This is a genomic window from Chryseobacterium sp. HNCC26DJ241 (assembly GCF_057180505.1).
This window is the reverse complement of the sequence record NZ_JBXUGL010000005.1, coordinates 81,926-96,993: the sequence shown is the minus strand read 5'-3', so window position 1 is coordinate 96,993 and position 15,068 is coordinate 81,926. Positions and strand designations below refer to the sequence as shown.

At 32.2% G+C, this 15,068-nt stretch carries 14 protein-coding genes; 1 reads left to right on the top strand and 13 read right to left on the bottom strand.

Annotated features, from left to right (window positions below):
* Positions 1-8 precede the first annotated feature (8 nt).
* From AC2A1C_RS05080 to AC2A1C_RS05045, 8 genes are all read right to left on the bottom strand, one after another.
* Positions 9-1,862, bottom strand: coding sequence for a beta-L-arabinofuranosidase domain-containing protein (locus AC2A1C_RS05080; RefSeq protein WP_484024017.1), 1,854 nt, complete (start codon positions 1,860-1,862; stop codon positions 9-11).
* Between the two features lie 31 nt (positions 1,863-1,893).
* Entirely contained in the window at positions 1,894-4,056 is a 2,163-nt protein-coding gene (locus AC2A1C_RS05075; protein WP_484024015.1) for a GH92 family glycosyl hydrolase, read from the bottom strand.
* A gap of 114 nt (positions 4,057-4,170) precedes the next feature.
* Positions 4,171-5,589 (bottom strand): L-serine ammonia-lyase, encoded by a 1,419-nt coding sequence (locus tag AC2A1C_RS05070; RefSeq protein WP_484024013.1) that lies wholly within the window; start codon positions 5,587-5,589, stop codon positions 4,171-4,173.
* Between the two features lie 53 nt (positions 5,590-5,642).
* Positions 5,643-6,293, bottom strand: a complete 651-nt coding sequence (locus AC2A1C_RS05065) for an alpha/beta hydrolase (RefSeq protein WP_484024011.1) — start codon at positions 6,291-6,293, stop codon at positions 5,643-5,645.
* A gap of 139 nt (positions 6,294-6,432) precedes the next feature.
* Positions 6,433-6,999, bottom strand: coding sequence for a YceI family protein (locus AC2A1C_RS05060; RefSeq protein WP_484024009.1), 567 nt, complete (start codon positions 6,997-6,999; stop codon positions 6,433-6,435).
* A 157-nt stretch (positions 7,000-7,156) separates the two neighbouring features.
* Positions 7,157-8,206, bottom strand: coding sequence for a glucokinase (locus AC2A1C_RS05055; protein WP_484024008.1), 1,050 nt, complete (start codon positions 8,204-8,206; stop codon positions 7,157-7,159).
* Between the two features lie 100 nt (positions 8,207-8,306).
* Positions 8,307-8,870 (bottom strand): hypothetical protein, encoded by a 564-nt coding sequence (locus AC2A1C_RS05050; RefSeq protein WP_484024006.1) that lies wholly within the window; start codon positions 8,868-8,870, stop codon positions 8,307-8,309.
* A gap of 232 nt (positions 8,871-9,102) precedes the next feature.
* Positions 9,103-9,390: a rhodanese-like domain-containing protein gene (locus AC2A1C_RS05045; protein WP_484024004.1), complete on the bottom strand. Its 288-nt coding sequence runs from the start codon at positions 9,388-9,390 to the stop codon at positions 9,103-9,105.
* A gap of 87 nt (positions 9,391-9,477) precedes the next feature.
* On the opposite strand from AC2A1C_RS05045, the gene queG reads away from it, so the two are divergent.
* On the top strand, positions 9,478-10,410 hold the full coding sequence (queG, locus tag AC2A1C_RS05040) for a tRNA epoxyqueuosine(34) reductase QueG (protein WP_484024003.1): 933 nt from the start codon (positions 9,478-9,480) through the stop codon (positions 10,408-10,410).
* A 191-nt stretch (positions 10,411-10,601) separates the two neighbouring features.
* On the opposite strand, the gene AC2A1C_RS05035 is transcribed toward queG, so the two are convergent.
* From AC2A1C_RS05035 to AC2A1C_RS05015, 5 genes are all read right to left on the bottom strand, one after another.
* Positions 10,602-11,780, bottom strand: a complete 1,179-nt coding sequence (locus AC2A1C_RS05035) for an aspartyl protease family protein (RefSeq protein WP_484024001.1) — start codon at positions 11,778-11,780, stop codon at positions 10,602-10,604.
* A gap of 46 nt (positions 11,781-11,826) precedes the next feature.
* On the bottom strand, positions 11,827-12,474 hold the full coding sequence (locus AC2A1C_RS05030) for a hypothetical protein (RefSeq protein ID WP_484024000.1): 648 nt from the start codon (positions 12,472-12,474) through the stop codon (positions 11,827-11,829).
* Positions 12,475-12,567: 93 nt separating this feature from the next.
* Positions 12,568-12,966 (bottom strand): hypothetical protein, encoded by a 399-nt coding sequence (locus tag AC2A1C_RS05025; protein ID WP_484023998.1) that lies wholly within the window; start codon positions 12,964-12,966, stop codon positions 12,568-12,570.
* A 19-nt stretch (positions 12,967-12,985) separates the two neighbouring features.
* Positions 12,986-13,738, bottom strand: a complete 753-nt coding sequence (locus AC2A1C_RS05020; RefSeq protein ID WP_484023996.1) for a hypothetical protein — start codon at positions 13,736-13,738, stop codon at positions 12,986-12,988.
* Positions 13,739-13,792: 54 nt separating this feature from the next.
* Positions 13,793-15,043, bottom strand: coding sequence for a dicarboxylate/amino acid:cation symporter (locus AC2A1C_RS05015; protein ID WP_484023995.1), 1,251 nt, complete (start codon positions 15,041-15,043; stop codon positions 13,793-13,795).
* Between the last annotated feature and the right edge of the window lie 25 nt (positions 15,044-15,068).

The following is a 15,068-nucleotide window of genomic DNA, read 5'->3' as shown; positions in this document are numbered from 1 at the left end:
AAGCTGTTTTAGAATGTTACCTGTCTTAGAATAGTTTTTCCCATCGGTATAAGTTCCACCTCCTCGAATTGATTATTATTTTGATTCATCAGTTTTGTTATAATTTTTCCGTTTGAATATTTCGCTATTTTATTTTCAAAATAGGAATATTCAGTCTTTGAAACAGGCTTGTAAAACAAATCCACAAATTCTCCGGTATATTTTTTACAGACTACTTCTTCTGCATGAATAGGCAAAGCATAAAGCAATGCTCCATAAGTAAAATAATGAGAACCAGTATTGTCTTTTCTAATCAAAATATCGGTTTCAAAAGAAATATCTATAAAATCAATAGACCGAAAATCCCTTTCAATCAGAATAAAACCATTTTCAATTCTATATTTTTCAATAGTTTTTATATTCTTTACCCAATCTGGTTTTCTGATTTTTAATTGGAATCGTGATGGTTCTTTTTGTACAATTTTAAATTTAAAATCATTTTCAAAAGGATAATGAGTCTGATTTTCAATTTGAATTTGATTTCCGTTAAGGGTAGTTTCCAAAATATTGGGCATCAATAGTGTTGCTACCAAAACAATTTCACTTTCCTTCATCCAAGAATTTTGGATAAAGTAAGGCGTAATTCTGCCAGCATTCGGATTACAACATACTGCTACATCTTGATGTGCCGGAGAATACTTATATCGTGTTTGTTTTCTTCCGTCTTCTTCTTTTCCATTTTTAGTACCCTGCATTTCAAAGGAATTGTCAGTTTTCAGATAAGCAACAGAAGAATTATGGGGATTTCTTGAACCTTGTGCTGCGTTATAAAAAATATTTTCGATGGCATCACCTGTTTCAGCATTTCCGGTTTTTTGAAACAATAGACAATAGCTGTCCAAAAGTTCTTGCAGCGAGCAATATTCATAACCGGTATGTGTAGCATCTGCATTTCGTTCCTCGATCCATTCATCACCAATAGCTCCTCCACTTATGGTAATGACGTTTTTAATTCGCTGTAAATAAACCTCCAATGCTGTATCTAAAATTTTTGATTTTGCTGCATATTTGGCTATAGTCAATGCTCTGATATGCTCAAAAGTATGTACTCCATGTGATTTTAGTTTGTAATTCGGTTCTAAAATATTTTTCAATTGTACATCGCCCTCAGATTGATAAGTATTTGAAAAATCCATGTACAAAAACAAGGCATATTGTCTATATATCTCATTTTTTGTATGAAAATACATCCTTTCCAAAATATCAGTAAATGCCAAACCATGAGAAACCCCAACATTAAAAGAAGTACCACAACTAAAAGGACTTGAATCATTAATTGGATAATTCTGCATTACATTTTCTACAGCTCTTTCTACCGCTACAAATACTTTCTCCTCTTTTGTATATTCATAATACGCCAATAAACCTCTATACAAAGTTGCTTTTGACCATAATTCTCCATTTTCTGAATCAAAATTATAACGAAGTTCCTGACTATAAATACCAATATAACCATCTGCATCCTGAGCAGATAAAACACTTTCAATATAATTTTTTACTTCTTCAATATTCTTTTCGTCGTCCAACAAAAAAACATTCCGCAAATATCCATCCCACCAATTGGATTGCGTTTCGCTGTTCCACCATTTGTATTGTTCTTCATTTTCCGCATCATTTTCTTCTTTATGATTACCCAGATCTTTAGTTTTAGAATTTTTGCGCAGTCTGCCTTTATGATAAACCGGATCATTGATAAGCTCAGGAACAATTTTTGCAAGATTTCCGACAAAGCCGTTCAGGTCTTTTTGCATTTGCTCTTTAAGCCATCCACTGGGTTTTATACTTCCGAAAGGAAAAGCAATAAATTTTTCTAAATTCTCCAAAATATTCAAAAATTATAGAAATTTCGCTACATTATTCATGCTTTGCTGTCATTTCAAAAACTAAATTTCCTCCCTTCATAATATCTTGATAGGTAATAAAAGGTTGCCTTATTTTTTTACCATCCAGAAAACGGGTTTCATTGTAAGCAGCTTCCTGGGAAAAATTTTTAGCAAGAACGGAAAATGTTTTGCCGTTTGAAAGATGCAGTTTTGCACTTTTGATTTGCGGACTACCCAATACAAATGTACCATCAGCAGGATTTACAGGATAAAAACCTAAAATAGAAAGGATATACCAAGCACTCATTTGTCCGCAGTCATCATTACCAATCATTCCATCAGGAGTGTTGTTATAAAATTCATTGATCGCCTGTCGGATATACTTTTGACCTGTTTTTGGCTCATTACTGTATGCATATAAATAAATTACATGATGACTTGGCTCATTGCCTTGAGCATATTGACCAATCATGGCTTCTTGTCCCAAAAATTTATCCGGATTTTCAGCTTTTATCGTGAAAAAATCATTAAGTTTTTTAGTAAAATTTTCTTTACCTCCCAATAATTTAATTATTCCTTGTACATCGTGCTGAGCAGGTGTCCAAAAATATTGCCATGCATTGGCTTCGGTATAATCACCTGGATTATTAAGAGGAGAAGTTGCAATTAAAGGATTAAAAGGTGTTCTCCAATTTCCTTTGGTATCCTTTCCTCTGAAAAAAGTAGTTTCTTTGTCGAAAATATTTTGATAGAAATTGGATCTTTTCAAAAAAGTATCTGCAATTTCATTTTCGCCTAATTTTTTTGCCATTTCAGCTACGCACCAATCGTCATAACCGCTTTCTAAAGTTCTGGAAACAGCTTCATTTTGCAATTTATCAAACGGATAATACCCATAACGATTATAAAGTTCCCAATCAGAATTGATATGTGATTTGGAAGAGGTTTCTACCATGGCTTTCAATGCTTCATTTACATCAAACCCTTTAAAACCATTTTGATAAGCCGATAAAATCATAGGAATGGCATGATTTCCGATCATACAATAATTATCTTTACCCCAAGCTGTCCAAATAGGCAAAAATCCATTAGCTTTATGATGCAAAAGTAAAGTCTGAACAATATCATCAATTTTTTCAGGCGCTAAAATCTGCAATAAAGGAAATGCTCCACGATATATATCCCAAATGGATAATGTAGAGTAATATTCTCCATTGGAAGCTGTTGCAATTTCATCATTCGCTCCTCTGTATTTTCCATCCACATCTGCTATATTGGAAGGCTGCAAAAACAAGTGATATAAGGAAGTATAGAATATTTCTTTCTGTTTTTTCGGAGCTTCAATGGTGATCCTATCCAAATAGTGATTCCAAGTTTTTAGATTATTTGCTTTTATTTTTTCAAAATCCCAATGTGGAATTTCATGTATCATATTTTGAGTTGCACCTTCTACCGAAACTGATGACAAAGCAATCTTCACTTTCAGCTGCCTATTCTTTACCAATGAAAAATCCAATAAGAATTTAGGTGCTTTTTCAATTTCATTCTTGCCGATAAGTTCTGATTTCACAAAAGGTTGGTCAAAGGATAAGGTAAAAAAATATTTTCGGTCTACCCAGTTTTGAGTTGAGCAAAAGCCAGCAATAGTTCTATCATCCACAATTTTCACATCACTATCGACTACTAAACCTTTTTCGGTATTTTTATCAAAAATAAAACGCAGACCATGCTGTAAATCTACCAAAACCTGAGCTTCGTTTTCCGGAAATGTATATCGATGAAAAGCTACTCTTTCTGAGCAGGTCAATTCCACTTTTACATCGTCCTTTTTTTTCAGTGAATAATATCCTACTTTTCCGATTTCAGTATTTTTATAATAAGCATTTTTTAGTTTCTCTTTTTTTGGATTGATTGGCAGCAAAAGTACGTCTCCCATTTCATTAATCCCTGTTCCGCTGAAGCGGGTTTGCGAAAAACCTAAAAGCAAAGTATCTTGATATTGGTATCCACTTGTATGGTTCCATCCAAAATCTCGATTATCCGGTCCTGGTTGTACCATACCAAAAGGCATTGATGGCCCCGGAAAAGTATGCCCAGTTCCATCTGTACCAATAAAAACATTTACGAAATTTGAATTTTGAGCAAAACTTGTTGCACAATAAAAGAGAAGTAAGAGTAAAATTTTATTTGCCATTTTTTTGAGTTATGGATATACATTGAAACCTTTTTAGTGGCTTTCTCTAAGATTTACAGAATCATGATTTTCAACTATAAATCTCAAAATAGTAAATTTTGATGAATTATTTTTTTAGCATTCTGCTACGTTTACGGCAATAGCAAGTCCTCCTTCTGATGTCTCTTTGAATCTTTCACTCATACTTTGTGCCGTTTCCCACATAGATTGGATTACCTCGTCTAAAGAAACTCTTGCCTTAGAAGGATCACTTTCTATAGCAATATTAGCAGCTGTAATTGCTTTTATTGCTCCCATAGAATTTCTTTCTATACATGGAATCTGAACCAAACCTGCTATTGGATCACAAGTGAGACCAAGATGATGTTCCATTGCAATTTCAGCCGCCATTAAAACCTGAGCAGGTGTACCTCCCATAATTTCTGTAAGTCCAGCTGCAGCCATTGCCGAAGAAACTCCTACTTCTGCCTGACAACCTCCCATTGCCGCAGAAATTGTTGCATTTTTCTTAAATAAAGTACCAATTTCTCCTGCCACAAGAATAAATCTTACAATATCATCTTCATTAGTATGTTCCGTAAATGCTTGCGAAAACATGAGCACGGCAGGAATTACGCCACTCGCTCCATTAGTGGGAGCTGTTATGATTCTTCCAAAACTTGCATTTTCCTCATTCACTGCAAGAGCAAAACAGGACACCCATTTATTAATTGCAGTAAATGTTTCTTCAGCATCCACAACAAGTTGAAACCATTCATCTAGATTTTTATAAATTTTCTCTCCCAACAATTTTCTGTTGAGAGCGGGAGCTCTTCTGATAACTTGTAAACCACCCGGAAGAATACCTTCTTTATTGACGCCTTTATAAATACACTCTTTGATCTGTTGCCAAATATAAAGTGCTTCTTTTTCGGTTTCTTCTTTTGTTCTCCAGCTTTCTTCATTCAGGAAAATGAGGTCTGAAAATTTTTGCAATCCAAGTTTTTCACAATAATGCAAAACATCATTTCCATGATGGCAAGGATAAAGAGTTCTGATACAAGAACTTTCTACTGATACTTCTTCACGAGTAGCTACAAAGCCACCTCCAACTGAATAATAATCCTGAACTATTTCTTCTCCATTTTCCAAAACAGCTCTGAAAATCATTCCGTTTGGGTGAAAATCTAAAGACTTTTCTTTATTCAAAACTAAATGATGTCCGTAAATAAAGGGAATCTCCTTTTCATTACCCAAATTGATCAGTTGTGAAGTTTTTATTTTTTCTACTTTCTCATCAATCAAAACAGTATCAATAGTTCTGAAATTTTCTCCCGAAAGTCCAAGCATTCCCGCAATGTCTGTTCCGTGTCCGATTCCCGTTTTTGCAAGCGAACCAAAAAATTCTACAAAAATTTCTTTAACATCTACTATTCCACTCTTTTTTCGGATAAGGTTTAGAAACATTTCTGAAGCATTCCAAGGTCCCATTGTATGAGAGCTGGATGGGCCAATTCCTACTTTTATAATTTCAAAAACAGATATGGATTGCATTTGTATTTAGGATTTACGATTTAAGGTTCAAAAATAAAAGATTTTAATATGCTTTAGTTTTCAGAAAATATTTCTTTAAGTATTTTAGAAACTTCTTTGTGCTTGGTAGCCGGAAAAAGATGAGTTCCGTCTTTAATGATATAATCCGGCTTAGAATTTTTAATAGGAAATACAATATCTTTATCTCCTAAAACTTGTACTACCGACGGATTTTCTTCAAATTTCCATTCAGAAATTTTTTCGATAGACCATTTAAGATAATAGGGATTACGAACCCGAAAATATTCCACCATTTTTCTATTTTTCGGATCAAAAAACTTTTTGAAAAAAGAATATGTGGCTAATGAAGATTTCTCATGAAATATTTTTTCGGGCAATATTCGGGGAATTCGGGTCATTTCTCCGGTCTTTATCAATCGGGACTTTTCTTTATCCGATTTTATACTTCCGAGAATTACGACTTTTTCGGCTTTTTTCAGTCTATCAATTTCCTGAACCATAATTCCTCCAAAAGAATATCCTAAAAGATAAAAAGGTTTGGAATGATCTACTCTTTCAGCCATTCTCCGAACATAATTTTCGAATGTCTCATTACGCTCAGGAATAAGCCAATTCAGGAAAACGATTTCAGTTGCAAAATTCAACTCTAATTTTTCTAATATTTTGAAATCCGCTCCAAGTCCACTTACAATATACAGCCTCATATGGTCAAATATTTTACAAACATAGTTTGTCTGTTTATTTATTCAAAAATAAAAAAAGAGCAGATAATTTCTGCTCTTTTGGATATATTTTTAATCAATATTTTAAAATAATGATTACCAAAGGGTTTTGTGAAAAAAACTATTTTGCGGTAAGGCTTATCTGCATATCTACCTCATCCTTTACTACCACATCTTTCATAGTAGAACTGTAAGCAATACCAAATTTTTGTCTGTCAAAACTAAATTTAGAAGAATTAATTGTTACAACTCCATCCTTCACAGATACTTGAGCAGGAAAGGAAACAGCACTAGTTTTCCCTTTAGCTGTAAGATTTCCATTTATAATATAGTTATATTTTTTATCATTATTCTTTTTTAAAGAAGTGATCTTATAAGTTGCTGTTGGATATTTATCTGTTTCAAAAAAATCTCCGGTTTTAAGGTGTCCGTTTAGTTTTTGCTGATACTCTCCTGATAGATCTGTTGAGGTGATAGAAGTCATATCAAGGATAAAAGTTCCTGCTGCTACTTTATTTCCTTTAAGAACTACTGATCCGGTTCTTAAATTTACTGTACCATCATGTGAAGAAGCCTCAGATTTTGCTACTTTATATCCCCACCAATGCACATCAGAAGAAACTACTTTTTTCACCTGTGCAAAACCTAATCCACTTATCAAAACCAAAGCGAGTGCTAATTTTTTCATTGTTTTATATTTTAGTTTAAAAATTTGTTGCAAAAGTATAACTAAGCATTATAAAATAATATTGACCTATGTCAATAAAATTTTGAAAAAACTGATATACAAAAAACAAACCTTTTTCATAAAATTCATAAAAAAAGAACTCTTTGAAGAGTTCTTTCTAATTTTCAATGAAAGCACCATATTGGGCGGCACCTTCCAAAATACCTTTATCATTTCGTACAACGTAGATAGGAATATCTTTTAGCAGATGCTCCATTCTATCTGATATTTTGAAATCTTTATAAAATTTTTCCTTTTCCACCAAGTCAAAAAGCACAGCAGGAATTTCTCCGGTTATAATCAGTGCTCCTATTGCTTTCAGTTTCAAGACAAGATTATTGGCTTCTCTGGCAAGAAATTCGGCATACATTTCAATAGTAAGATTTACCAATCGCGATTGTTTTCCTTTTCCTACATCTGCAATAACGGAAAGAAATTCTTCATTCTGAACTCTATTTTTAAGATCTGCATCTTCAGAATGCCTTCCTACATCTCTTAGAAATCGATAGATATTGTATATTCCATCTTTTGAGAGTACATTTTCCCAAGTTACAATTCCATATATTTTATTAAGAAAGTGATAAAACTCTACTTCAAAATCATTTCTTGGAGAAAACTCGGTATGTCCTCCTTCTGTTGCAAATGGGCGCAAACTTTCTCCGTCCCAAAACATTCCTGCTTCGCCTAAACCATTTCCGGGAGCAAGAACAGCAACATTTCCTCTCACTTTGTTTTCAGAAGTGTGAAGTACTTCCAATTGATTTTTATCAAATTCCATAAAGCTGTAAGCGGTAGCTTCCAAGTCATTTATAAGATAGACTTTCTGCATTCCTAACTCGGACTTAAGATTTTCGGAATCCAAACTCCATGGAAGATTTGGTGTTTCGCATTTTCCGTCAATAACCGGACCGGGAACAGCCACCGATACTCTATTGACCTCTGAAATATTTAGCTCATTGATAAAAGTTTTTACCATTTCTGTGAATGAGGAAAAATCCTGAGTAGTATACTCTTTTTCCGTAAGGCTTTTCACTTTTCCTTCCTTGCATTCATACAATGCCAAAAAACTTTTCACTTTTCTTAAATCTGCTACTAAAAATGTATAAGCAGCACTTCCTTCATTTTTTTTTCCCGGAGAATATAATGGAAAATTGAATTTGGTATCCATGTTTAAAATGTTTAATTCCAAATATAGCAAAAGTTTTTACTCAAAATAAAAAAACCTTTTCAAAATTTTGAAAAGGTTTTATATTTATTAAAAAGTACATTTATTTCCCTAACGGAATATTGTAAAAAACACCTATCCCAAGATTTCCGGCATTATAATCCTGACTTCCGATTTTTCCTTTATCACCCGTAAATACTTTTTGATATTGCACTGCAAAATTCCAATCTTTATTATGATAACCAATTTCCGGTTTTATGTAAAAACCTCCATCCGGACGATTGGTAGCATTATTGGCAGCAACTTTTTCATCACCTGTTATGAAACCATATCCTACATCTGTCCCCAAATAGAAACCTGTCTGTTTTGGATACACTCTTATCAATGCAGCTACCGGAACTACACCAAAATCATTATTGTCAAGACCATTGTTTTCTTTTCCGAAATAATGAGTATAACCTGTTGCAATACCTAATCCAAATCCGGGAGTAACCAAATTTTGGTACGCCAAATCAAGACCTAACGCAGCAGATGCATTTTCCGCAGGAACAGCCAAACCAACATTTGCCCCTATTTTGAAAATATTTCTCATATCAGAACTTTGAGCGCTTAACAAACCTGTTGTCATAATTCCCAGTACAAAAATTGCTTTTTTGATTGTGTACATAATTTCTAATTTTAAAATTTTACAGTTGGTAAATGGTAAAAATCATGCCAAAAAAGAGTCTAAAATCTTAATTTTCGATGTTTTTAACAATCAATTAATTGATTATCAATGTTTTAAAATAATTAATTTATTAAACAATCATTTAATTTTGTAAAACAAAAAAATACTTTCATTCTAAAAAAAATTATGAAAACTCAAGTCATAAAAAAAGGAACTCTTCAGTTCCTTAAAATTATAAATTTTCAATTTCGTTCTTCAAATCAGCCCATCCACCTCCGTTATATCCTTCTTTCAAACCCAAGGAATTAAGATATTCCAGCGCTTTTCCACTACGATTTCCACTTCTGCAAAAAAGGATAATTGCTTTTTCAATAGCAAGAATTTCATCCTTGTGTTCTTCCAATTCTCCCAAAGGAATATTCTGTGCACCTTCTATTTCACCTTCCATTTCCAATTCTATTGGTTCGCGAACATCAATCAGGTGATAATGTTCATTTCTTAAAACTTCTTTTAATGACATATAAATGTTTTTTAATTTTAAATTCTATCTTACTACTAAAACAGTAGAAACAAATTTATCAAAATAATGTTAGTTTTGCAATGAAATATGACTTCACTTCCAGAAAAATATTCTAAACTTTTTAAAACCAAAGCTAAAAAATTTGGCTTTGAAAGTTGTGGCATTTCCAAAGCTGATTTTTTGGAATCAGATGCTCATTCCCTTGAAAAATGGCTGAAAAATAATTATCATGGTGAAATGAAATATATGGAAAATCATTTTGATAAACGTTTAGATCCGAGATTATTGGTGGAAGGTTCTAAATCCGTAATTTCATTGATGTATAATTATTTCCCCGAAGAAGAAATCCCCGAACTGAATAATTTTAAAATCTCCAAATATGCTTATGGAGAAGATTATCATGAAGTAATAAAAGAAATTTTAAAAGAAATGGTTGCTGAACTTCAGCAGGAAATTGGTGATTTTCATTTCAGGGTTTTTGTAGATTCTGCACCGGTTTTGGAAAGAAGCTGGGCAAAAAAATCAGGATTAGGATGGATTGGAAAAAATGCCAATCTGATTTCCAAGAAAAGAGGCTCTTTCTTTTTTCTTGCAGAAATAATCTGTGATCTGGAACTTGTAGAAGATCATGAAACGACCGATCATTGTGGAACTTGCAGAAAATGTATCGACGCTTGTCCAACTGATGCTATTGTTTCAGATAAAATTATCGATGGTAGCAAATGTATTTCTTATGCAACGATAGAGCTGAAAAACGAAATTCCCGAATACTTCAACGATAAATTAGAAAACTGGATGTTTGGCTGTGATATTTGCCAGGATGTTTGTCCATGGAATCGTTTTTCCGTTCCTCATCATCAGTCGAAATTTCAACCCAATCAATACCTAAAAAATTTCCGCAAAAATGAGTGGCAGGAAATTACTCAGGAATTATTTTCTGAGATTTTCAGGAAATCTGCAGTAAAAAGGACTAAATTTTCGGGCTTAAAAAGGAATATTGATATTTTAGGAAATGATTAGAAAATGTGGCATTACCAATCTAAAATACAACTGATTATTCAGTTTTAAAAACAGCAATTTCAAAAAATTTTCTAGTATTTTCTTCCAATTTTAAAGAGCATTTTACTTTTTTAAATCTTTCTAAATAATGTCTGATTCTATAGTTATATCCCTTCTCAACCATGAATGTTTCTTCTTTTGCTTAAATGAGATTATTCTTCGTTTAGTTCAGCCGTTTTTATTTGTCCGCTATTATCTTTATAGGTCAGTTTTATTTTTGAATCATTAAACCAATTTGATAAAAAGTAGGTGCAATCATTTTCCGATGTTTTTTGTGATAAATCGGTATCATTAATTTTTAAAATTTGCAAACCGCTTTTCAAGCCTATTTTTTCGGCTTGTGTTCCTGACCAAACGGTTCCTATTGAATATTGGTTTTTATCGGGCTGAAGATTAAAGCCTAATGTTTGAGGATATTTATAAGATTGTGTTTTCTCTCTAGCCACGAAATAGAAATTCTTATTTATAAAATCAATAGTAATGGTTCCATATTGTCCCAGTTCTGTACCAAATGCATTGTGACTTGCATCTGTAACTATGGTTATGAAATCTGTTATAGTAGCATCACCAATTTTTAAATTTTTAATCTTTGTTCTCATTCTTTTTAGTGATTCACCTGCACCGTACAATCCTGTATTATTACTGCCGTAACCTTCATTCAATACTGTTGCAATATTTTGTTTAATTGCTTTATCTGCATACTTTTTTGAAATATTCATAAATTTATTAGAACCACTATCAAACAATCCTTCAATTTCAATTTTGTCATCAATGTTTAATTTTATAAATGGTCTACTTTGTTTATCAAGCGTTAAAGAAGACTGAAAAGGATTTTTCAATTTTAAATTTTCAATTTTATCGGTAAGAATAATTATCTTTTTTTCTATATCTATATGTACAATAGAGTTGCGTAATATGTTACTTCCGATGAAGCCATCAATATTCAGGCAATTTAAGATCCCGGAATTTTTAAAACTATTTACTATTGCAGGCGCATTTTGAAGTGTGAGCTTGCCAATTTGTATTTCATTTATTTTTACAATCGGATTATGAGCAGTTTTTTTATTAACATCATCTACTGCCATGTTTCCAATTTCTTGATTTTTCATAGCCGATTGTATATCTTCCGATATTATGAGTGCTGCACCTGTATCAAACAGAAATCTTTTATTCTCTCCGTTTATTTTTACGGGCACTATCATCAGTTGTTTTACATAATCAAAATGCAGGGTATCACAATAGTTTTTTTGCTGAAATTCTCCTTGGTTTATTTTCTTTTGCCCAAAACTGAAAATGGGTAAAATAAGTAAAATGATTAAAAATTTTTTCATTATTTAATGTTATCTTTTGGCTAAATATATAAAAATAAATCCGGATTTATCTGCACTTTTTTAATTTTACTATTTGCATTTTGCCAATATTATGTTCTTTATTATCCTGAAACATCCATTTGCCATTTTGTTTTTCTAAATGATTCTTAATCATATTAAAAACAGGAGCTTTTTCTGTAGCATATTCAAATGAACTTTCGTTAATGATAAATTGTTTTAGCTGTGTCCATTTATTGTTACATAGAGAATATATCTGACAACTGTTGATACTGCTGAAATCTAATCTATCTATTACAAAAGCAATTTCGTCTTTATTATCGGCATTGTTATCTCCAATATTTATAAGGCAATACAATCCTTGAGCAGTTCCTAAATGTAATGTGTCTGTAGTATTGTTACTTGTAAGATATACATCAGCATCCTGATCTTGAAACCATTTTATAACATCTTCCCATTTATTTTTATTAGGATCAGCTGAACTGTCAATTTCAGTTTTCATGAGGTTTGAAAAATTATGTTGATAGATCGTATCTTTTATTTTATCTCCATCAAAATCTCCTGTTACAAATAATTTTTCTGATTTATGAAGTTTTATCTTGTTTTCTTTAGAAATATTATTAATTGTTTTACCAGATTTCTTGCTGCAACCTGAAAATACCGTAAATATAATTGCTATGAAAAATATCTGTTTCATAGATGTAATTTTTTAGGTATTGTTTTAACGAGCATATTTAATCTGTAATAATTTTAGCATAAATTTTTCTGTTTCAAAATACTGTTTTCTACATCATTTTAAGATTTTCATACACTTAATTCTTTCTGTCATTTTATATTCGGATTCAGAAACTGTTGAGTAATATATTTTAGTAACTTCACATTTACAATCCTTTTTTTCCATTGTAATAGTTACAATTCTCGGCGCAAGCGGAGGGTAATTTCCACGTCCCCAATCTGTAATTTTAAATCCTTTTGCTTTTAGCCTTTCCACAAGTTTTAGTTTCTCCTGACTATCATCTGAAATTTCATTTGCAAGATTATCATACAATTCCGGAAATTCAATAGATCTTCCATCGGAATTTTCAATTAGCAAATTCAAAATTTTATCTTCTATGTTAAGGTTTACATTTTGTTTTCCACGACAGGAAACAAGCAAAAATAGTATTACAATAACAGTCCGTATTTTCATTTTTAGAAATAATTAAAAATTATTGATATTCTTTCGGAGCTACTCTTTGCCCTTCTGTTGCTGCTTCGTATTTTATGGAAGTTATTTTTATTTTTCCTGTTCTTAAATTGTAATATCCTGCGATCCGTTTGCCATAATCTTGCTCTACAGTTGGGTTATAACCTGTAAGCTGTTCAAAATAAACGTCTTTCAGTGTGGTCTGATTTAAGAAAAGATAAATCATTTGTGTATCATCATAAAATTTGATTTTTTTACAGACAGATTGTAATGACTTATAAATTTTATTGGCAATATCAATCTCCAAATTATCCCCTAAAAACAAATGATGACGGGGCAAATTATACCGACTATATTTATCATTATAATCAGTAAGCCTTACAAAATAAACAGGTGGTGTTGAAAGGTTTTTAGTACTATAGTTGATTACTTTTTTTAAATCTGTTGAGATATCAAAAATATTGATAATAAAATTATTTTTAAGTCCTGATAAATAAACCTGATAATGAATATCATTAATTACAGAATCTCGTTGTAGCTTTGACGTTTCAGATAGGTTAATATTAATATAATCTTTATAAAACAGACAAGGAATTGTATTTTTTGTAATGCTGTCTTGTAGCCGCTGTATAGGAGTAGGATTCTTAAATTCTGCCGCAGAAATATTATCCGGTTCTGGCGGGTAATTGCCTTTTGGATGTGTATATTTATGATATATATAATATGTTATACAACCTAATATCACAACACAGAGAGCAATTATTATTTTTTTCATTTTTAAATTTAAGAAATTCAAAAAATACCTGAAAAACTTTGCAAACAATTTGTATTATAGACCACCTCCATGATTTTCCAACTGTCCTTCCCATTTGGAAACTGCAGAAGTAGCCAAAGCATTTCCTAAAACATTGGTCATACTTCTTCCCATATCACAGAAGTGGTCAATTGGCAAAATCAAAGCAATACCTTCAGGTGGAATTCCGAACATGGCACAAGTAGCTACAATAATGACCAAACTTGCTCTTGGTACTCCTGCAATTCCTTTAGAAGTAAGCATCAAAACCAAAAGCATGATAATTTGTTTGCTAACCGGCATATCAATTCCATAAATCTGGGCAATAAAAATAGAAGCAAATGTCATATACATCATACTTCCATCCAAATTGAATGAATATCCTAACGGTAAAATAAACGAAACAATCCTGCTATTACAGCCAAATCTTTCCAATTCTTCCACCAATTTTGGAAAAACTGCTTCCGAACTTGTAGTGGAAAATGCAATGAGTAAAGGTTCTTTTATTCTTCTTAATAGTTCAAACAAACGATTTCCTAAGATCAAATATCCAACAAGACATAACACCAACCATAAAACTGCAAGAGCGAAGAAAAAATCTCTTAAATAGATTGCATATACTTTAAAAATTTCGAATCCGTTGGTAGCAACTACAGCAGCAATAGCTCCAAAAACTCCAAAAGGTGCCACCCACATTATATATCCTACCATTTTCAAAATAGCATGAGCGCAAATATCCAAACCTTTCAGAATCGGTTTGGTATATTCTTCTCCCATGTTTGCCAAAGCAATCCCGAACATTACGGAAAAAACTACAATTTGGAGAACTTCATTCGTCGCAAAGGCTTCAAATAAACTTTTCGGAATAATATGTTTTACAAAATCTTCTAAAGAAAATTCTTTGGAATTATTGACAATTTCCGAAGCAGAAGCTGCATCCTGAATCGGAAGTTTGGTAACGTGCCCCGGTTCCAGCCAATTAACCAAAACCAAGCCAATCAACAGAGAAGCCAAAGATGCCGTAATAAACCATAACATTGCCTTTGTCCCTACTCTTCCGATCATTTTTACATCACTCATTTTTGCAATTCCTACAACAAGAGTGGTAAAAACCAAAGGTGCAATGATCATCTGAACAAGACGAATGAAAACTGTACCGAGAAGTTTTATATTTTTTGAAAATCCTTCTGAAGAATCGGGATATAGCAAATGAACAATTCCCCCTGTTGTAATTCCCAAAACCAAGCCAATGATAATAGCGATAAATAGTTTATTTTGTCCTTTCATAGTTTTTTGTGTATTCTACAAATAT

What these genes read in the sequence shown, in the direction of transcription:
- AC2A1C_RS05070 (WP_484024013.1), bottom strand. Translation starts at nt 5,589, where the DNA reads ATGCAATCCATATCTGTTTTTGAAATTATAAAAGTAGGAATTGGCCCA.
- AC2A1C_RS05045 (WP_484024004.1), bottom strand. Translation starts at nt 9,390, where the DNA reads ATGTCATTAAAAGAAGTTTTAAGAAATGAACATTATCACCTGATTGAT.
- AC2A1C_RS05055 (WP_484024008.1), bottom strand. Translation starts at nt 8,206, where the DNA reads ATGGATACCAAATTCAATTTTCCATTATATTCTCCGGGAAAAAAAAAT.
- AC2A1C_RS05075 (WP_484024015.1), bottom strand. Translation starts at nt 4,056, where the DNA reads ATGGCAAATAAAATTTTACTCTTACTTCTCTTTTATTGTGCAACAAGT.
- AC2A1C_RS05030 (WP_484024000.1), bottom strand. Translation starts at nt 12,474, where the DNA reads ATGAAACAGATATTTTTCATAGCAATTATATTTACGGTATTTTCAGGT.
- queG (WP_484024003.1), top strand. Translation starts at nt 9,478, where the DNA reads ATGACTTCACTTCCAGAAAAATATTCTAAACTTTTTAAAACCAAAGCT.
- AC2A1C_RS05060 (WP_484024009.1), bottom strand. Translation starts at nt 6,999, where the DNA reads ATGAAAAAATTAGCACTCGCTTTGGTTTTGATAAGTGGATTAGGTTTT.
- AC2A1C_RS05020 (WP_484023996.1), bottom strand. Translation starts at nt 13,738, where the DNA reads ATGAAAAAAATAATAATTGCTCTCTGTGTTGTGATATTAGGTTGTATA.
- AC2A1C_RS05035 (WP_484024001.1), bottom strand. Translation starts at nt 11,780, where the DNA reads ATGAAAAAATTTTTAATCATTTTACTTATTTTACCCATTTTCAGTTTT.
- AC2A1C_RS05065 (WP_484024011.1), bottom strand. Translation starts at nt 6,293, where the DNA reads ATGAGGCTGTATATTGTAAGTGGACTTGGAGCGGATTTCAAAATATTA.
- AC2A1C_RS05050 (WP_484024006.1), bottom strand. Translation starts at nt 8,870, where the DNA reads ATGTACACAATCAAAAAAGCAATTTTTGTACTGGGAATTATGACAACA.
- AC2A1C_RS05025 (WP_484023998.1), bottom strand. Translation starts at nt 12,966, where the DNA reads ATGAAAATACGGACTGTTATTGTAATACTATTTTTGCTTGTTTCCTGT.
- AC2A1C_RS05015 (WP_484023995.1), bottom strand. Translation starts at nt 15,043, where the DNA reads ATGAAAGGACAAAATAAACTATTTATCGCTATTATCATTGGCTTGGTT.